This is a genomic window from Roseovarius sp. CH_XMU1461 (genome assembly GCF_037027165.1).
Classification (GTDB): domain Bacteria; phylum Pseudomonadota; class Alphaproteobacteria; order Rhodobacterales; family Rhodobacteraceae; genus Roseovarius; species Roseovarius nubinhibens.
The window spans coordinates 121,975-139,979 of sequence record NZ_JAYMDV010000002.1; the positions used below are offsets into that span (position 1 = coordinate 121,975).

Annotated in this window: 19 protein-coding genes; 6 read left to right on the forward strand and 13 right to left on the reverse strand. The window is 65.3% G+C overall.

Features of this window, described 5'->3' with window-relative positions:
- Window positions 1–186: 186 nt before the first annotated feature.
- The 7 genes from WA237_RS05980 to WA237_RS06010 form a co-directional block, all read right to left on the reverse strand.
- Window positions 187–993 (reverse strand): ABC transporter permease, encoded by an 807-nt coding sequence (locus WA237_RS05980; protein ID WP_336097019.1) that lies wholly within the window; start codon window positions 991–993, stop codon window positions 187–189.
- Window positions 990–1,874 (reverse strand): ABC transporter permease, encoded by an 885-nt coding sequence (locus WA237_RS05985; protein ID WP_009812118.1) that lies wholly within the window; start codon window positions 1,872–1,874, stop codon window positions 990–992. The genes WA237_RS05980 and WA237_RS05985 overlap by 4 nt, the downstream gene beginning before the upstream one ends.
- Window positions 1,875–1,927: 53 nt before the next feature.
- Window positions 1,928–2,644 carry a transporter substrate-binding domain-containing protein gene (locus WA237_RS05990; protein WP_216016853.1) on the reverse strand — a complete coding sequence of 239 codons (717 nt, stop codon included), beginning with the start codon at window positions 2,642–2,644 and terminating at the stop codon, window positions 1,928–1,930.
- A gap of 43 nt (window positions 2,645–2,687) precedes the next feature.
- Window positions 2,688–3,464, reverse strand: a complete 777-nt coding sequence (locus WA237_RS05995) for an ABC transporter ATP-binding protein (RefSeq protein ID WP_336097020.1) — start codon at window positions 3,462–3,464, stop codon at window positions 2,688–2,690.
- Window positions 3,465–3,578: 114 nt separating this feature from the next.
- Window positions 3,579–4,337: a phosphate/phosphite/phosphonate ABC transporter substrate-binding protein gene (locus WA237_RS06000; RefSeq protein ID WP_336097021.1), complete on the reverse strand. Its 759-nt coding sequence runs from the start codon at window positions 4,335–4,337 to the stop codon at window positions 3,579–3,581.
- Window positions 4,334–4,774 carry a tellurite resistance TerB family protein gene (locus WA237_RS06005; protein WP_009812114.1) on the reverse strand — a complete coding sequence of 147 codons (441 nt, stop codon included), beginning with the start codon at window positions 4,772–4,774 and terminating at the stop codon, window positions 4,334–4,336. Before WA237_RS06005 ends, WA237_RS06000 begins: the two co-directional genes overlap by 4 nt.
- Before the next feature lie 3 nt (window positions 4,775–4,777).
- Complete coding sequence (locus tag WA237_RS06010) at window positions 4,778–5,212, reverse strand: tellurite resistance TerB family protein (RefSeq protein ID WP_009812113.1); 435 nt, start codon at window positions 5,210–5,212, stop codon at window positions 4,778–4,780.
- A gap of 239 nt (window positions 5,213–5,451) precedes the next feature.
- On the opposite strand from WA237_RS06010, the gene WA237_RS06015 reads away from it, so the two are divergent.
- Window positions 5,452–6,252 carry a hypothetical protein gene (locus tag WA237_RS06015; RefSeq protein WP_336097022.1) on the forward strand — a complete coding sequence of 267 codons (801 nt, stop codon included), beginning with the start codon at window positions 5,452–5,454 and terminating at the stop codon, window positions 6,250–6,252.
- A gap of 12 nt (window positions 6,253–6,264) precedes the next feature.
- Here WA237_RS06015 and WA237_RS06020 read toward each other — a convergent pair whose 3' ends face one another.
- Entirely contained in the window at window positions 6,265–7,644 is a 1,380-nt protein-coding gene (locus tag WA237_RS06020; RefSeq protein ID WP_336097023.1) for an FAD-binding oxidoreductase, read from the reverse strand.
- 77 nt (window positions 7,645–7,721) lie between these two features.
- Between WA237_RS06020 and WA237_RS06025 the strand changes: the two genes are divergently transcribed.
- On the forward strand, window positions 7,722–9,413 hold the full coding sequence (locus WA237_RS06025) for a chloride channel protein (protein ID WP_009812110.1): 1,692 nt from the start codon (window positions 7,722–7,724) through the stop codon (window positions 9,411–9,413).
- A gap of 88 nt (window positions 9,414–9,501) precedes the next feature.
- On the opposite strand, the gene WA237_RS06030 is transcribed toward WA237_RS06025, so the two are convergent.
- Entirely contained in the window at window positions 9,502–9,843 is a 342-nt protein-coding gene (locus WA237_RS06030; RefSeq protein WP_336097024.1) for a DUF427 domain-containing protein, read from the reverse strand.
- 71 nt (window positions 9,844–9,914) lie between these two features.
- Window positions 9,915–11,717, reverse strand: a complete 1,803-nt coding sequence (locus WA237_RS06035) for an aminopeptidase P family protein (protein ID WP_336097025.1) — start codon at window positions 11,715–11,717, stop codon at window positions 9,915–9,917.
- A 236-nt stretch (window positions 11,718–11,953) separates the two neighbouring features.
- On the opposite strand from WA237_RS06035, the gene WA237_RS06040 reads away from it, so the two are divergent.
- The gene (locus WA237_RS06040) at window positions 11,954–12,496 is read left to right on the forward strand and encodes a hypothetical protein (RefSeq protein ID WP_336097026.1); all 543 of its coding nucleotides are present in this window, start codon (window positions 11,954–11,956) and stop codon (window positions 12,494–12,496) included.
- Between the two features lie 21 nt (window positions 12,497–12,517).
- Here the strand turns inward: WA237_RS06040 and cobT are convergent, their stop codons facing one another.
- The 3 genes from cobT to cobS all read right to left on the reverse strand — a co-directional run bounded on the left by cobT (window position 12,518) and on the right by cobS (window position 15,886).
- The gene (cobT, locus tag WA237_RS06045; protein WP_009812106.1) at window positions 12,518–14,392 is read right to left on the reverse strand and encodes a cobaltochelatase subunit CobT; all 1,875 of its coding nucleotides are present in this window, start codon (window positions 14,390–14,392) and stop codon (window positions 12,518–12,520) included.
- A gap of 67 nt (window positions 14,393–14,459) precedes the next feature.
- Entirely contained in the window at window positions 14,460–14,903 is a 444-nt protein-coding gene (locus WA237_RS06050; RefSeq protein ID WP_336097027.1) for a hypothetical protein, read from the reverse strand.
- On the reverse strand, window positions 14,900–15,886 hold the full coding sequence (cobS, locus tag WA237_RS06055; protein WP_216016863.1) for a cobaltochelatase subunit CobS: 987 nt from the start codon (window positions 15,884–15,886) through the stop codon (window positions 14,900–14,902). The genes WA237_RS06050 and cobS overlap by 4 nt, the downstream gene beginning before the upstream one ends.
- Window positions 15,887–16,018: 132 nt before the next feature.
- Here cobS and WA237_RS06060 point away from each other — a divergent pair, with 132 nt between their 5' ends.
- From WA237_RS06060 to WA237_RS06070, 3 genes are all read left to right on the forward strand, one after another.
- The gene (locus WA237_RS06060) at window positions 16,019–16,567 is read left to right on the forward strand and encodes a sigma-70 family RNA polymerase sigma factor (protein WP_336097028.1); all 549 of its coding nucleotides are present in this window, start codon (window positions 16,019–16,021) and stop codon (window positions 16,565–16,567) included.
- Window positions 16,564–17,247: an anti-sigma factor gene (locus WA237_RS06065; RefSeq protein WP_336097029.1), complete on the forward strand. Its 684-nt coding sequence runs from the start codon at window positions 16,564–16,566 to the stop codon at window positions 17,245–17,247. Before WA237_RS06060 ends, WA237_RS06065 begins: the two co-directional genes overlap by 4 nt.
- A 175-nt stretch (window positions 17,248–17,422) precedes the next feature.
- Window positions 17,423–17,974 carry a fasciclin domain-containing protein gene (locus WA237_RS06070; protein ID WP_009812101.1) on the forward strand — a complete coding sequence of 184 codons (552 nt, stop codon included), beginning with the start codon at window positions 17,423–17,425 and terminating at the stop codon, window positions 17,972–17,974.
- Window positions 17,975–18,005: the final 31 nt, after the last annotated feature.

The window sequence follows — 18,005 nt, forward strand, 5'->3', positions numbered from 1 at the left end:
CCCTAAGCGGGGATTTGACGCAAGGCAACAGAATTTGATCAAATTATTTCGGTTGCGGTAACACGTCGGTATTACGACGGTATCGCGACAGTCTGGATTTTGCGTGAATGGCAGCTCTGTGGAGACGCCCGAAAGCCCCGATCACGCGCGGTGATCGGGGCGTTGAGCATCGGGTTCCGGGAAGGATCAGCGGATGAGGTTGGGTCTGATCCGCAGCTTGCGCCGGGCCTCTTGCGGCAGGTGCCGGTTGAGGCGGCGGTTGATCAGGCCAAAGATCGCGATCACCACCAGCGTCAGCAGGATGAAATAGCCGGCGAGGATCGGGTAGGCCACGAAGGGGTTGAAGGTCTTGTCGGCGAAGTAATTCGCGTAATAGAGCGCATCGCCGCGTTGCTGGCGGCTCGGGAAGCCCGAGAAGAAGACCAGCACCGTGGCGTGAAAGAGAAAGATCGCCTCATTGGTATAGGCGGGCCAGCCCAGCCGCAGCATGGTCGGCCAGACGATGCGGCGAAAGCGCGGCCAGCCGGAAAAGCCATAGGCGTCGGCCGCCTCGACATCGCCCTTGGGGATCGAGCGCAGCGCGCCGTAGAAGATCTCGGCGGAATAGGCGGCGGTGTTGAAGAAGAGCACCACCAGCGCCCCGAGCCAGGCCGAGGCGAAGGGGGTGAAGATCGGAAAGCTCTGCTTCAGCGAAAGAAAGAGGAAATAGGCGAAGAAGAACTGCACGAAGAGCGGCGAGCCACGGAAGACGAAGATGAACCATTCCGCCGGTTTGCGGGCCCAGCGGCTGGGTGCCGCCTTGGCCACGGCGAGCAGGTTGGCGAGGAAGAACCCCGCGACCAGCGCCAGCGTGCCGAAATAGATGTTCCACAGCATGCCCGACCCGATCAGGGTGATCTGTTCGCAGAGCGTAAACCCGTCGCGCGGCAGGAGCCGTTCGCCGATGCCGATGGAGCGCAGGCCGTAATCCTGGATGGTTTGCCAGCAGCTCATGCGTCGGCCTTTCTGAGAGCTTCGCCCCCGGTCGTGGCCTGACCATGGCTCAGCCGTTGCATCAGCCGTTCCAGGAAGATTTCCGAGATCCGGGTGAAGATCAGGTAGAAGACCAGCAGCCCGAGGAAATACCACATGCGCCAGTCGGGATGCGGGTAGTCGGAAAAGCGCGCGGTTTTCGCGCCGCCCAGTTCGCGCGCCCAATAGACGATGTCCTCGACCCCGAGCAGGAAGAGCAGCGGCGTTGCCTTGATCAGCACCATCCAGAGGTTGCCGAGACCGGGCAGGGCATAGACCCACATCTGGGGCACGAGGATGCGCCAGAAGGTCTGGCGGGTGTTCATGCCATAGGCGGCGGCGGTTTCGAGCTGGGCCCGGGGCACGGCGCGCATCGCGCCAAAGAGCACATTGGCCACGAAGGCGCCAAAGACGATGGCAAAGGTGACCACGGCGAGCATGAACCCGTAGGATTCGTGGATCCATTGCGGTGCGGTGCCGGGCGGGATCTTGGCCGCGGAACAGACGACGAAATCATTGCCCTGTCGGACCGGTTCGGGCCAGTCGGGGCAGCGCGCCTTGTGCAGGAGCCATTCCAGCGCCTGATCCAGCGCAATGACGAAGAAGAGGAAGAAGGCCACATCGGGCACACCGCGCACGATGGCGATATAGGATTTACCGACCCAGGAGAGCGGCGCAAAGCGGGCGCGGGCCGCCATCGCCCCGAGAAAGCCCACGCCCAGCGCCAGCGGCGCGGTGAGGGCGAGAAGCAGCAGCACCGTCGGCACGGCATAATAGAGCGACATATGCTTGCCCGTGGTCAGGTAGCACGACAGCCAGCTCAGGCCGGAGAGGGTCTCGGGATCGGTGCAATAGGAAAACATGGGACCACGCAGGAGAGGGGCGCGGCAGAGATCCGCCGCGCCCGAAGGTTAGATCAGAAGGTTTTCTGCTTTTCGCCGAACCATTTGGTCAGTAGCGTGTTCAGCGTGCCGTCTTCTTTCATCGAGGTGATGGCCGCATCGAATTTCTCGCGCAGTTCGCCATCGCTCTCGCGCAGGCCCATGCCGACACCGCCGCCAAGTGCGATCGGATCGCCGACGAAGGTCAGGTCGCTGCTCTCTTCGACGATCGGCTTGAGATAGGCGCCCTGGAAGAAGGCGGCGTCTGCTTCGCCATTGCGGACGGCCGCGACCATTTCGTCGGGGGTGGCAAATTCGAGCAGGGTGGCGCCGCTTTCGGCGATGTAGGAGGATTGGATCGTGCTCGTCTGCGAGGCGATCACGCCCATGATGTCGACATCATCGGTGAGGGCGACATAGAGCGATTCCTCTGGCGGGATGTAGTTCTGGGTGAAGTCGATGACTTCGTCACGTTCGTCGGTGATCGACATGCCCGCGATGATCGTGTCGTAGTTGCCGGACACCAGGTTGGGGATGATGCTGTCCCATTCATTGGTGACCCATTCGCAGGTCAGCTCGGCGCGTTTGCACAGCTCGTCGCCCAGCTCGCGCTCGAACCCGTCGACTTCGCCGGCGTCGTTGATGAAGTTATACGGAGGGTAGGCACCTTCGGTGCCCATGCGCACGGTGTCCGCCAGCGCAAAGCCCGCGGTCAGCGCCAGAGCGGCGGTGGAAAGCAGGATGGTTTTCATGTGGTAGTCTCCCTAGATTACTTTTTTACTTGGGGTGGGCGGGTCAGGCAGCCATCGTCGAGCTGAGGAACTGCCGGAGCCGTTCGGATTCGGGCGCGCCGAAAAGGGTTTCGGGCGGCCCTTGTTCTTCGATCAGACCTTCATGGAGGAAGACGACATGGCTGCTCACATCGGCGGCCATCTTCATGTCATGGGTCACGATCATCATGGTGCGGCCCTCGGCGGCGAGGTCGCGGATCACCTTGACCACCTCTTGTTCGAGCTCGGGGTCGAGGGCGGAGGTGGGTTCGTCAAAGAGCAGCGCTTCGGGTTCCATGGCGAGGGCGCGGGCGATGGCGGCGCGCTGTTGCTGGCCGCCCGAGAGCTGGGCCGGGTAGACGTCGCATTTGTCGCCGATGCCGACCTTGTCGAGATAGGCGCGGGCGCTTTTCTCGACCTCGGCGCGGTCGCGGCCGAGCACGGTCACCGGGGCCTCCATCACGTTTTGCAGGATGGTCATATGGGCCCAGAGGTTGAACTGCTGGAACACCATGGAGAAATTGGTGCGGATGCGCAGCACCTGTTTCGGATCGGCGGGGTGGCGGTTGAGACCGGTGCCTTTCCAGCGGACGGGTTCGCCCTTGAACAGGATCTCGCCTTGCTGGCTCTCTTCGAGCAGGTTGGCGCAGCGCAGGATGGTGGATTTGCCGGACCCGGACGAGCCGATCAGGGAAATGACGTCGCCCTTGCGGGCCATGATGTCCACGCCCTTGATCACTTCGAGCGTGCCATAGGCCTTGTGCAGGTTGCGGATTTCGATGACCGGAGGCGTTTCTGTCAAAACCGTTCCATTTCCTTGTGACGTGAGTGTGACAGACAATAGGAATGAAAATTTGGCGCAATGCAACTTGCAAAAGGGGCGATTTGGGGCGTTGGCGGCCAAAGTGACGCCGGGTCACCCCGAAACGGCAGCGAGCCCCGGCGGCGGCGGTGTCGGCACCGCGCGATAGGCGGCGGGCGAGATGACGCAGATGCCGCGCAGGTGCAGCGCTGCGCGGTGATCGGGGCTGAGCGCGTCGATGGCGCGGCGGATCGCGTCGAATGTGGCGGGGCCGTCGGCGCCGACGCGGGCGATATAGGGCAGGGCGGGGGTCGGCGCGGTGCGGGTCACTTCGCGCAAGCCAGAGGCGACCTCGGGTTCATGGCGCAGAAAGAGCGCCCAGCTCAGCGCGTCGATGGCGGCGAGATCGGCCTCGCCCGAGGCCACGGCATGGGCCGAGAGGGCGTGACCGCCGGTTTGCAGCACCGGGTTGAGCGGCAGGCCCGCCTCGGCAAAATGGCTCGCGGCGGCGGCCCAGCCGCTTTGCGACATGGCTTCGTTATAGGCGAACCGCGCCTCGCCCAGCGCCGCCAGATCGCGGCGATCCTCGGCGCGGGCGATGAGCACGCTGTTGTAATGGCCCGGGGGGCAGCCCGGCAGCCCATAATCCGGCGTGCCGACCAGCGTCACCTTGTCATGGAGCCTGGCGCGATAGGGAAAGCCGCAGGTCTGGGCCAGCACCAGATCGGGGGATTGCCAGATCTCCCAGAGATCGCCGTCGCGGGTGAGCCTGGCCGGGGCGCCCGCGCCGAGGTTTTGCGAGATCAGCTGCCAATAGGCGTCATGGGCGTCCCGCAGCTCGGGACGGTCATACATCGGCAGGCTGGCGATCATCGCGCCGCTTCGGCGCGTTGCCGGGCGAGATTGCTGTCCATGTCGCTGATGCCCAGAAGGCTCGCCACAAGGCGCAGCAGCGCGTTTTCCTCGTCGTCGCGCACCCCATCGGCGAGCACCACGGACCACAGCGCCTCGATCACCGCGGCGCGGTCCTCATAGGCGACGCTGTCCTTGATGGCGCGGGTGAAGCGGACGGTGTCGGGGGCCTCGGCCTCGAGCGTTTCGGCGCGGGCGCGCAGATCCTCGGCGGCGGGGGCGGTGAGCCCGTAGCGGGTGACGAGAATGCGGTCGATGCGACGGCGTTCCTCGGGATCATATTGACCATCGGTGCGGGCGACGCGGACCAGCAGGGCGGCGAGCGCCAGCCGGGCGTCTTCGGCCCCGAGGGGCGCGGGGGCGGGCGCGGTCAGGCGGTTGAGAAACTCAGCAAACATCGGTCAGGCCGAGACCCGGTCGCGGGCGGCGGCGCAATCGGCCTCGCTCAGCCCCAGAGCGACGCGCGAGCGGTCGATGATTTCGAGCTCTTCCACCGTGGCAGAGCCATCGGCCAGCATCACTTCGCAGAGCGCCTCATGGGCCTCGATCCGGTGCTGGAAATCGACGTGATCGCGGATGATCTGGGCGAATTCCTCGGTGGCGGGGGCGTTGGCCTCGATCTTTTCGCACAGCGCCCGGAGCTTGGCCGCCTCGATCGGCTTGAGCCCGAAGAACCGGCCCAAGAGGCGGTCTATGGCGCTGATTTCCTCGAATTTATAGTTGCGGTCGGATTTCGCGACGCGCACCATCAAAGCGCCCAAAGCGGTGCGTTCATCCGGCTTGGGGGCGGGTTCCTTGGCGCTGGGCGCGTGGAAGGAAAAGAGTTTTGACAACATGGGCTAAGTCTATGCCTGTGACCTGATTCACACAAGAGCCGCGCCTGTGAATTCGCCGCAAAGAGGTCGATTTGCAGCGGGTTTTGCGGGGTGTGAGGCGGCCGCGCCACGGGCGGTTCTCGAGGTGTTTGGCGCGAAAGGTGCAAGCGCCGCGAGAGCGTCACATTTGCACCAAAGAAACCGCCATTTCCGAGGTCAGTTTCGGCGCAACAAAACACACTGCTGCTGGAGGGATTCGCATGGCTGCCACGACTTGGTCCAACGGGGATGTTGACCGACATCTGCAACTGGTGCGCCAATCCGAGCGCCCGGCGTTGGGCGCGATGGCGCGCGCATATGATTGGGACCAATATCCCGAGCCGGTGCTCGGCTGGGTCATGGCGCAGCAATCGGTGGACATGCAATCGGCGCTGGCGACGTTTTTCAACGGTGCGCCCGAGCGGTTCAACTATCTCCACAAGCGCGATGTGCCCGAGAAATTTCGCGGTGCCTGCCGGGTGCTCGACAATATCTGTCTGCGGATCAACAGCGGGTTTTACCTGATGGGTGAGGCCGAGCCCGCGGCAGAGGTGACACGGCTCGACGATATGCTGGCCGCGCGGTTGCGCAATTGGCTCAAGGCGCAGCGCGAGGATCGCCGCGAGGGCAGTCTCGGGCGTTGGGTACTGGATGAGGCGATGATGGCGGCGGTTCTCGACCCGGAGGCTTTGGTGCCGCTCGGGCGGCGGCCTTTGACGCCGCGGGCGGTGGTGGCGCCATCCTCTGCACAGCAGAACGCACGACAGTCTACGCAACGGGATCGGGCGCGGCCCGCCACACGGGGGCAGGCACGTTTGCCAGAGCTGCTGCCGCCAGCGCGCTGTGCGGTGCCGCATGCGGCGGCGCAGGGCGCGGCGGTCACAGAGCACGTCACAAAGGACGTCACGGGGGCAAAGGCGGCGCGGTTGGGGGCTGTGCTGGCGGGGGTGGCGCGGGTGCTGCATCCGTTGGCCTGCAAGATCCACGGGTTGCGTCAGAAGATCCGCGGCGGGCGCGGCTGAACAGCGACAGCGTCAAAGATTGCTGGGTGGGACCATCTTGCCGGGGTTCATGATACCCAGCGGGTCGAGCGCCTGTTTGATCTGGCCCATCACGGCCCAGCCATGGCCGTGCTCGCGCTCCATATAGCGCAGCTTGCCCATGCCGATGCCATGTTCGCCAGTGGCGGTGCCGCCCTTGTCGAGCGCCCGCTCCACCAGCCGATGCGCCGCGTCATGGGCGCGGGTGCGGGCGGCGCTGTCGTCGGGATGCATCAAGAGCACGGCGTGGAAATTGCCATCGCCGACATGGCCGAGGATCGGCCCGGTGACGTCATGGGCGGCAAAGTCGCGCTGGGTCTCCTCGATGGTTTCGGCAAGCCGCGAGATCGGCACGCAGACATCCGTCACCATGGAGGTGGCGCCGGGCATGAGGCCCAAGATGGCATAGAAGGCGTTGTGGCGCATGGCCCAGAGGGCGCTTCGGTCTTCGGGTTTCGAGGCCCAGTCAAAGCCCGAGCCGCCGCGCGCCTCGGCCAGTTCGCCAAAGAGTTCCGAGGTTTCGCGCACCATCGTGTCAGAGCCGTGAAATTCGAGCAGCAGATGCGGTTTGACGGGGATATTGCTGCCGGCATAGGCGTTGACGGCGCGCACCGAGGCCTCGTCCAAAAGCTCGATCCGGGCCATGGCAAGCCCCATCTGGATCGCGTCCATGGTGGTGCCGACCGCGTCCTCGACCGTGTCGAAGCCGCAGATTGCCGCCGAGATCGCCTCGGGCTGGCCATGCAGGCGGAGGGTGAGTTCGGTGATCAGGCCGAGCGTGCCCTCGGAGCCCACGAAGAGCCCGGTGAGATCGTAGCCGGCGCTGGTCTTGCGGGCGCGGCTGCCGGTGCGCATGATCTGGCCAGAGGCGGTGACCACTTCGAGCGCCAGCACATGATCGCGCATCGTGCCGTAGCGCACCGAGGTGGTGCCGCTGGCCCGGGTCGAGGCCATGCCGCCGAGCGAGGCATTGGCGCCGGGATCGACCGGAAAGAAGAGCCCTGTGGCGCGCAGCTCGTGATTGAGCGCCTCGCGGGTAACGCCGGGCTGCACCCGGACATCCATATCGTCGGCGCGGATGTCGAGCACCTTGTTCATGCGGCTGAAATCGACCGTGACGCCACCCTTGAGCGCCAGCGCGTGACCCTCAAGCGAGGTGCCGGTGCCCCAGCCCACCACCGGGCAGCGATGGGCGTGACAGGTCCGCAGGATCTGCGCCACCTCTTCGGTGCTCTCGGGATAGATCACCGCCTCGGGCGGGGCGTCGGGGAAATGGGTCTCGCTGCGCCCATGCAATTCCAGATCGGACTTGGACTGCGAGACACGTTGGCCTAGAGTTGTGATCAACTCATCGATAGCCGCTTGATTGTGCATACTGGACCCTTCACAGCCGTTTCGTTCCACGTTAGGCCAAACCGTGGCGGTGGGAAAGTGCAGGAAGGGGCCCCGAGATGAGTGAAATGCCGCAAGATCATCCGGTTGTCACCGCGCTGCGCACCCTTATGGGGGAAATCCGGCGGGGCTGGCTGGTGCTGCGCACGAGGGGGCCGAGCAAGCTGCAATTCTGGTTCATCGCGCTGTTGATCGGGATCGCGGCGGGGTTTGCGGCGCTGCTCTTTCGCAAGGGGATCGAGGCGCTTGAACGCCTTGCCTATGGCACCGAGGACACGGCGCGGCTGCATTCCTTTGTCTCGAGCCTCGATTGGTATTGGGTGATCGCGGTGCCGACACTGGGCGGGCTGGTGGTCGGGCTGATCCTGCACCGGTTCACGCCGGACGCGCGGGCGCGGTCGGTGGCGGATGTGATCGAAGGCGCGGCGCTGCGCAATGGACGGGTCGAACGGCGGGCGGGGCTGGCCTCGGCGATCTCGTCGATGATCACACTGGGCACGGGCGGCTCGTCAGGGCGCGAGGGGCCGGTGGTGCATCTCGCGGGGCTCATCGCGAGCTGGGTCAGCCACCGGATCAATGCCGATGGGATCACCGGGCGCGATCTCTTGGGCTGTGCGGTGGCGGCGGCGGTCTCAGCCTCGTTCAACGCGCCGATTGCCGGGGCGCTTTTCGCGCTCGAAGTGATCTTGCGCCATTTCGCGCTGCATGCTTTCGCGCCCATCGTCATCGCCTCGGTGGCGGGGACGGTGATCAACCGGCTCGAGTTCGGCGATGTGACGGAATTCGTCCTGCCCACCGCGACGGCGCTCGAATTCTATGTCGAGCTGCCGGCCTTCCTGCTGCTCGGGCTGGTCTGCGGGCTGGTGGCGACGGTGATGATGAAGGCGATCTTCTTCACCGACACTTTGGCAGAATACGCCCAGACGCGGAGCGGACTGCCGCGCTGGCTGCGACCGACGGCGGCGGGGGCGATCCTGGGCGTCATCGCCATTGCCTTTCCGCATATCATCGGCGTGGGATACGAGACGACCTCGGCGGCGCTCACCGGCAAGCTCTTGCTGCATGAGGCGGTGGTCTTTGCCATCCTCAAGGTGGCGGCGGTGGCGATCACGCTGGGCGGGCGGATGGGCGGCGGGGTGTTCTCGCCGTCGCTCATGCTCGGGGCGCTGACCGGGCTGGCCTTTGGGCTCATCGCCACGGCAGTCTTTCCCGAGGTCTCGGGTGCCCATACGCTCTATGCGCTGGCGGGGATGGGCGCGGTGGCGGCGGCGGTGCTCGGCGCGCCGATCTCGACCACGCTCATCGTCTTTGAGCTCACCGGCGACTGGCAGACGGGTCTGGCGGTGATGGTGGCGGTCTCAACCTCGACGGCGCTGGCCTCGCGCATGGTCAAACGCTCCTTCTTCCTGACCCAGCTCGAACGGCGCGGCGTGCATCTGGCGGCCGGCCCACATGCCTATCTGCTCAGCATCCAGAGCGTCGAGAGCCTGATGCGCGCCCCCGATCACCCGCGCAGCGCCCCAGAGGACGAATGCTGGAAGCTGATCGAAGACGGGGTCTATATCGACGCGGCCTCAACGCTCGAGACGGCGATGCCGATCTACGAGAGGGCCGGGGTCTATTTCATCCCGGTGGTGTCGCTGGGCGGCGAGGGCGCGGCGGTCGAGCTGCGCGGCGCGCTGTTCCAGGTGGATGCGCTCAAGGCCTATAACCGGGCGCTGGCGGCGATCTCGGAAGAAGAGCACAGCTGACAAAAAAACGCGCCCCTCGGACAGGGGCGCGCCTATGGCTCTTTCTGGTGATAAATACCCCTGCAAGAGGCAGGCCCCACGCGGGGGCTTAGATTTCTTCCACCGTCAGGTAATCGCCGGGGGCAAAGGCCAGATGATCCTTGATCCGGGCGGCGGCCTCTTTCGGTGCCTCATAGCTCCAGGCCGCGTTGTCGAGCGTCTGGCTCTTGGTCACGATGGAGAAATAGCTCGCCTCGCCCTTTTGCGAACAGGTGGTCTTGTGATCGGTGGCGTCGAGGAAGGCCATGGCGATGTCGCCGCGCGGGAAATAGATCACCGGGGGGTAATCGCCCTCGGTCAGTTCCAGCGCATTGGTGCTCTCGGCGAGCACCGCGCCCCCGGCGCGCACCGTCCATGTGCCTGCGGCATTGCGTATCGTGATCTTGGTCATATCATCCCGTCCCTTTCATAGCAGAGCGGGCCACGAGGGCCCGCGTCAATTCCGTCTAGCCGGTCTTTGTGTCAGACCGGTTGCGTGCGTTGCGCCAACCATAGCCGGGCGGCTTCGCCAAGCCGAGGGCTAATTTTGTCGCGGCAGGCGGCGTGGTAGTCATTGAGCCAGTCGCGCTCGGGCCCGCTCAGCATCCCGGTCTCGATGAGCCTCGTGTCGATCGGCACGAAATTCAGCGTCTCGAAGGCCAGTTTGCCGGTCTGGTCGCCACCGGGCAGCGGCGTCGCCTCATGGACGACCAGCAGGTTCTCGATGCGGATGCCAAAGGCGCCCTCGCGGTAATAGCCCGGTTCGTTCGACAGGATCATGCCGGGGCGCAGCGGCACTTCGGAGACCCGCGAGAGCCGTTGCGGTCCTTCATGGACGCACAGATGCACGCCGACGCCATGGCCGGTGCCATGGGCATAGTCCTGATCGGCGAGCCATAGCGGATAGCGCGCCAGCACATCGAGATCGCGTCCGGCGAGACCGGCGGGCCAGCGCACCCGGCTCATGGCGATCATGCCTTGCAGCACGCGGGTGAAGGCGGCCCGTTCGTCCTCGCCCACCTCGTCCACCGGCAGGGTGCGGGTGATGTCGGTGGTGCCGTCGAGATATTGCCCGCCGCCGTCGAGCACCAGAAGATCACCCGCCTGAAGGGTGCGGTTGCTGCTCTCGCTCACCCGGTAATGGGCCAGCGCCCCATGCGGGCCGGACCCTGCGATGGTCTCAAAGCTGATGTCGAGCAGCGCGCCGGTGGCGCGGCGGCGGTTTTCCAATTCGCGCACCACGTCGATCTCGGTGATGGTGCCGGGGGCTTGGGCCTCGAACCAGGTCAGGAACTCGCAAAGCGCCGCGCCGTCGCGCAGATGCGCCTCGCGGGTGGCGTCGATTTCCGCCGGGGTCTTGCAGGCCTTGGGCAGGATGCAGGGATCGTCGCCCATCTGCACCGGCACGCCCGCCTGTTCCAATTCGCGCAGCACCTGCAGGGGCGCGGATTTCGCATCGACCCGCACCGTGCCGGTGAGCGAGCGCAGCGCCGGGCCGAAGGCGCTCGGTGGGCGGATCACCACCTCGTCGCCGAGATGGGCGCGCAGCGCCTCGTCGAGCTTGGCCGCCTCGACAAAAAAGGTCACATGGCCGGTGGCGTGGAGGATGGCAAAGCCGTGGGGGATCGGGTTGCGGGGGATGTCGCTACCGCGGATGTTCAAGAGCCAGGCGATGGAATCGGGCAGGGTGATGACGGCGGCCTCTTGGCCGGCTGAGCTGAGTTCGGCGCCGAGGGTGGCGCGCTTCTGGCCATGGGTGAGACCGGCGAGCGCGTCCGGGTAGGCGCGGATCGCGCCCAGCGGCGGCGCCGGGCGGTCCTCCCAGATCTGGTCGATGAGATTGTCATGGGGGACGAGCTCGATCCCGCTGCCGATGAGCCCCTTGGTGATCTCGTCGATCTGGTCGGGGGTGTAGAGCCAGGGGTCAAAGCCGATGCGGCCGCCCTCGGGCAGCGCCTCGCGGAGCCATGTGGCGGGCTTGGTCTCGGGCCAGTGCACCGGGGTGAAATGGTCGAGCGCCACCTGCGCCTTGACCTGCACCCGGTAGCGGCCATCGATGAAGACCCCGGCGCGATCAAGCAGCGCGATGCAGAACCCGGCCGAGCCGGTAAAGCCGGTGAGCCAGGCCAGACGTTCATCGCCGGGGGCCACGTATTCGCCCTGATGGGCGTCGGCGCGGGGCACGAGAAAGCCCGAGAGCCGTGCCTCTTGCAGCGCGTGGCGCAGGGCGGCCAGACGCGGCGGGCCTTGCTCGGGGCGGGCGGTCTCGGTGAAGGATTGGTACATCGGGCGTTCCTCTTGGTGGGCGTGCCGGGGGGCTGCCGGGGGGCTTGCGGGAAATTGGCCCAGCGCCGCCCCGAATGTCCAGAGGCGTGGCGGGAGACGGGCGGATTTCGAGACCGTGATTTGTCTAATTGGCGGGGACGCGCAGCTATGTTACGTTACGTCAATTACGGCTGGGGCACGTGTCAGGGAGATGGATTGCGCTAGGTCGTAAAGCCTCCCCAAGGAGGGTCATAGAGATGTTCTTACGATTGTCCGAGCGACTTTTGCTCTTGTCGGGTCTGCTCGCCCCGATGCCCGCACAGGCCTTTGTCGCCAGATTGTGCAATGCCGGAGATACCGAAATGGCGGTGGCGGTGGTGGCCAAGACCCGAGAGGGTTTGTGGCAGGCCGAAGGCTGGTTGCCGCGCGGGGTGGGCGAATGCGTCACCCGTGGCGAAGATTGGTCGACCGAGTTCTATTTTGCCTATCTTTACAAGGATGAGGAGGGGCGCTGGGGGCCGGGGCGGTTCAGCGGGGTTGGCGGGCTGATGAAACAGTTTCACGTCTCGCAATTTGCCTTTTGCACCAGCCTCACCGAGCCGTTCTACCGGATCGCGTCGCAATCCGAGCTCACCGAATGTCCCGAGGGGCAGCGCCTGCAGCTCTTTCCGATCTACAGCTATGGCGAGGGCAAATTCACCTTTGAGCACGCGCTGCACCCGGATGCGGATGTTCTGCACCCCGACGGTGAAGGGGTGAGCGAGATCGGCGTGCTGGAGATGCCGGAGGCGGTGCAGTAGCGCGGGCGTGGCGGGGGTGGCTTAGCTCACCCGCCGCATGCCCATCACCCGGGCGCGGGCGCGCGGGTCGCTGTCGAAGAGGGCGGCGAGCTGTTCGGTCATTGCGCCGGCGAGCTGATCCACATCGGTGATGGTCACGGCGCGGTCATAGTAGCGCGTCACGTCATGGCCGATGCCGATGGCCAGAAGTTCCACCTGTTTGCGTTTCTCGACCATCTCGATCACGTCGCGCAGGTGCTTTTCCAGATAATTCGCGGGGTTGACCGACAGGGTGCTGTCATCGACCGGGGCGCCGTCAGAGATCACCATGAGGATCTTGCGGGCCTCGCGGCGGTTGACCATGCGCTTATGCGCCCATTCGAGCGCCTCGCCGTCGATGTTTTCCTTGAGCAGGCCCTCTTTCATCATCAGGCCAAGGTTCTGCCGGGTGCGCCGCATCGGCGCGTCGGCGGATTTGTAGACGATGTGGCGCAGATCGTTGAGACGGCCGGGCAGTTGCGGGCGGCCCTCGTTGAGCCATGCCTCGCGGTTCTGGCCGCCTTTCCAGGCGCGGGTGGTAAAGCCGAGGATCTCGACCTTGACCGCGCAGCGTTCGAGGGTGCGGGCCAGAACATCGGCGCAGATCGCCGCGATAGAGATCGGCCGGCCACGCATCGAGCCTGAGTTATCAAGAAGCAGCGTCACCACCGTGTCGCGGAATTCGGTGTCTTTCTCGACCTTGAAGCTCAGCGGCGTCGTCGGGTTCGCGACCACGCGGGCGAGGCGGCCCGCGTCGAGAATGCCCTCTTCGCGGTCGAACTCCCACGAGCGGCTCTGCTGCGCCTGCAGGCGGCGTTGCAGCTTGTTCGCGAGCCGGCTCACCGCGCCTTTGAGCGGTTCGAGCTGTTGATCGAGATAGGCGCGCAGCCGTTCGAGTTCCGCCGGTTCGGCGAGATCCTCGGCATGGACCTCTTCGTCGAAGCGGGTGGTGTAGACGGTATAGTCGGGATCGGCCTCGCTGGCGGGCGGCGGCGGCGGGTCGAGCGGGGCCTCGCCCTCGGGCATCTCGGTCTCTTCGCCGGCCTCGTCCTCGGCCATTTCATCCATCGAGACCTGCGCCTGCGACTGGTCCTGAGTGTCGTCCTGCTGCTGTTCGGGATCGGCGTCGGCATCCTCGGGGCTGCTGTCGTCGTCGCCCTGGCTCTCGGGATCTTGCTCTTCGTCGGCGCTTTCCTCGGCCTCGTCCTGCTGATCCTCATCCTCGCTGTCGGGGTCGTCGCCGAGCTGATCGCCATAGCCGAGATCGTCGATGATCTGGCGGGCAAACCGGGCAAAGGCAGATTGATCCGCGAGCATGTCTTGCAGGTTTTCGAGCGTGCCACCGGCCTCGGCCTCGATGAAGCCGCGCCACAGCTCCATCACGTTCTGGGCGCCGGGGGGCAGATCGCGCCCGGTGGCCAGATGGCGGATGAGATAGCCCGCGGCGGTGGGCAGCGGCGCCTCGGAGGCCTCGGTGATCTGGTCAAAGCCCTGACGGCGGGCCTCGGCCTCGATCTTGACGTCAATATTGGAGGCGGTGCCGGGCATGGCGCGGGCGCCGACGGCCTCGCAGCGGGCGGTTTCCATCGCCTCATAGAGCTCGCGCGCCATCTGGCCCGGAGGGGCGTATTTGGCGTGGGTCTTGGCGTCGTGATACTTGTGGCGCAGGGCCAGCGCATCGGCGGTGCCGCGCGCCATCAGCACCTCGTCGCGGGTCATCCGGCGGCTCACCTGGGGCAGGCGCATGGCATCGCCCGAGACGCCCGCCGGGTCGACCGAATAGGTCACCGTCAGGTCGCTGTCATCGGCCATGACCTTGGTCGCCTCGGCCAGCGCCTTTTTGAAAGGATCGGCGGGGTTGTCGTTCGGTTTTTTCATCTCGTCAATTTCCCCCGAAGTCGTGCCGTCGTCTCAGCCCTGCGCGGCCGCGCCGCCCTGGCTGTGCTCACAGGCAGGATTTAACCTGCCGGAACAGCGAGAATTCCTTGGCGTCCATATCCGTCGGAAACGGGGCCAGCGCATCGACACGCCAGGTGTCGGTCCATTCCTCATAGGCCTTGCCGCCTTCCCAAGCGGGGCGGAAGGTGCCGGTGAGCAGCGTCATGGTGACCGAATGCTCGTCCGAGCTATGGACGATCCAGCAGGTGTCCTCATAGCCCTCGGGCACGGTGTCGGTCACTTCGGCGCCTTCGCGCGCGGTGATCCGGCCACCGCCGGTTTCGTCATGGACGATCTCGCCGCCGGTCAGGCTGCGAAAGGGCACCGCGAAATCGCCGGGCATGAACGGGTTTTCCGCCTGTGCGGGCAGGGCCGCCGTCAGCGCAAAGACCGCAGCCATGAGCGGCGCCGCGATGGGCGCCTCCCGACGGATCACGCGGAGCGCCCTCATGCGAGGCTCATGCTTGCGGCGCTTTCGGGCAGTTCCTCGTCAAAGCAGCGCTGATAGAACTCGGCCACGGTCTGACGTTCGAGCTCGTCGCATTTGTTGAGGAAGGTGAGGCGGAACGCATAGCCCACATCGCGGAAGATATGGGTGTTCTGCGCCCAGGAGATCACCGTCCGGGGGCTCATCACCGTGCTCAGTTCACCATTCATGAAGGCGGTGCGGGTGAGATCGGCGACGGTGACCATCTGGCTCACCTTCTGGCGGCCGTCGGCGGTGTTGAAGAGCGGGTTCTTGGCCAGCACGATGGCGGTCTCGGCATCATGGCTCAGGTAGTTGAGCGTGGCCACAAGGCTCCACCGGTCCATCTGCGCCTGGTTGATCTGCTGGGTGCCGTGGTAGAGGCCCGTGGTGTCGCCGAGGCCAACGGTGTTGGCGGTGGCGAAGAGGCGGAAATTCGGGTTCGGCGTGATGATCTCGTTCTGGTCGAGCAGCGTCAGCTTGCCATCATGTTCGAGAACGCGCTGGATCACGAACATCACATCTGCGCGGCCGGCGTCATATTCGTCAAAGACGATGGCGACCGGGTTGCGCAGCGCCCAGGGCAGGATGCCTTCGTGGAATTCGGTGACCTGCTTGCCGTCGCGCAGCTTGATCGCGTCCTTGCCGATGAGGTCGATCCGCGAGATGTGGCTGTCGAGGTTGACGCGCACGGCGGGCCAGTTGAGACGGGCCGCGACCTGTTCGATATGGGTCGATTTGCCGGTGCCGTGATAGCCTTGCACCATCACCCGACGGTTGTGCGAAAAGCCTGCGAGAATGGCCAGCGTCGTGTCGGGGTCGAATTTATAGGTGCTGTCGAGATCGGGCACGCGGTTGGTGCGTTCGGCAAAGCCTTTGACCACCATGTTTGTATCGATGCCAAAGACCTCGCGGACCGAAATCTCTTCGGTGGGCTTGGCATTCATGTCGATGGTTCCGTCAGCCATTGCATCGTCCTTCAATCACGCGGCGTCATTTTCGGCCATTTGGTGCAATATAAAGCGGGCAAGGGCAAGGGGAAGAATTTCTGGTCTTTTGCCCGCGGTGGTTTAGTTTGTGCCGGGAAGCGGGGATGGGCGATGACCGATCATACACATATTGAGGGATTGCTTGGCCGGGTGGCATTGGCCGACCGGACGGCCTTTGGCGAGCTCTATCGGCTGACCTCGGCGAAACTTTTTGCCGTGTGCCTGCGTGTGTTGAAAGATCGGGGCGAGGCGGAAGAGGTGCTTCAGGAGAGTTTCGTCAAGATCTGGCGGGGTGCCGGGCGCTATCAGAGCAACGGGCTCAGCCCGATGACTTGGCTGATCACGGTGGCGCGGAATGCCGCCATCGACCGGCTGCGGCGGCGTCAGAGCAGGCCCGAGCAAAGCGTCGATGTGACGCGGATTGTGTTTGCCGATCCGGCTCCGGGGCCCGAGGCGCGGGTGATTGCCGGGTCGGAGACGGGGGTGATCATGGCCTGTTTCGGCGAGTTGGAGCCGAGCCGGGCCGAAGCGGTGCGCCGGGCCTATCTCGATGGCGAGAGCTATGATGATCTGGCCGGGCGGTTTGACGTGCCGCTCAACACGATGCGAACCTGGCTGCGGCGCAGTCTGTTGAAACTGAAGGAGTGCCTGTCGCGATGAGCGATCTGCCGCAAGAGGAGGAAGACGACCGGGTCCTGACCGCAGAATATGCGCTGGGACTGTTGTCGTCCGAGGCGGCGGCGGCCTTCGAGGCGCGCCTGCAGGGCGAGCCCGGGTTGCGGGCGCTCTATGCGAGTTGGGTCGAGGATTTCGCGCGGCTCAGTGACGAGCTCGAGCCGGTGGCGCCGCCGGCGCGGGTCGAGACGGCGTTGCGGGCCGAGCTCTTTGGGGCTGAGCGGCGCGCGCGTCCGGGGCTGCGCTGGCTCTGGGGCGGGGTGGCCGTGGCGGGGCTGGCGGCACTTGTCTATTTCGCCGGGGCGGACCGCGGGCCGCAGGGGCCGGGAGATCCGGCCTATGTGGCCGAGATGGTCGGCGGCGAGGGGGCCTTTGTGGTCACGGCCTCCTATGACGCGGGGCGCGGCGCGCTCACGCTTGATCACCGGTCGGGCGAGGTGCCGGAGGGCCGGGTGATGGAGCTCTGGCTCATCGAGGGCGAGAATGCGCCGGTGTCGCTTGGCGTGATGGACGGGGGCGGACGGGCCGAGTTCACCCTCGCGGGTGAGTTGGCCGAGAAGCTGCGCGGCGCGACATTCGCCATCACGGATGAGCCGCCGGGTGGTGCGCCGGGTGGCGTGGCGACCGGATCGGTGCTGGCCATCGGGCAGGTGTCGGAAGTTTAATTCTGGCGCAAGCCTCTGACCCGAAAGGGTTTTCGAGAAAAGTTCAAAAAAATGTCGGGCGCGGTGAAACTCTCACCGCGCCTTTTGCGTGGCTTGGGTCAGACCGGGCAGAAGATGCCCCGGCTCCCGACCGGGCGATGTCCCGGCGGGTCAATCGAACAGGAGAGACACTATGATGAAATCCACCCTGAGCCTTGCCGCCCTTTGCGCCAGCCTTGCCGCCAGCACCGCATTTGCCGGTGAAAACCCGATGGTCGGCGGTGCCGCCATGTATGCCGACAAGAACATCGTTGAAAACGCCGTGAACTCGGCCGATCACACCACGCTCGTCGCCGCCGTCAAGGCCGCGGGCCTTGTCGAGACGCTGCAGGGCGAAGGCCCGTTCACCGTCTTTGCGCCGACCAATGACGCCTTTGCGGCGCTGCCCGAGGGCACGGTCGAAGGGCTGCTCAAGCCCGAGGCGAAAGATCAGCTGACCAAGGTGCTGACCTGTCATGTGGTCGGGGCCGATGCCATGTCGATGGCGATCAAAGGCATGATCGACGACGATGGCGGCTCGCATGTGGTGCCGACGCTGGGCGGCTGTGAACTCAACGCCACCTATGATGGCGACAAGATCATGCTCGAAGACGAGAACGGCCGGGTGATCAATGTCACCATCGCCGATGTCGATCAGTCGAATGGCGTGATCCATGTGGTCGATAGCGTGATCCTGCCGAAGATGTAATCGGCCAGGGTTGAGCTGCTTCGGGCCGGGT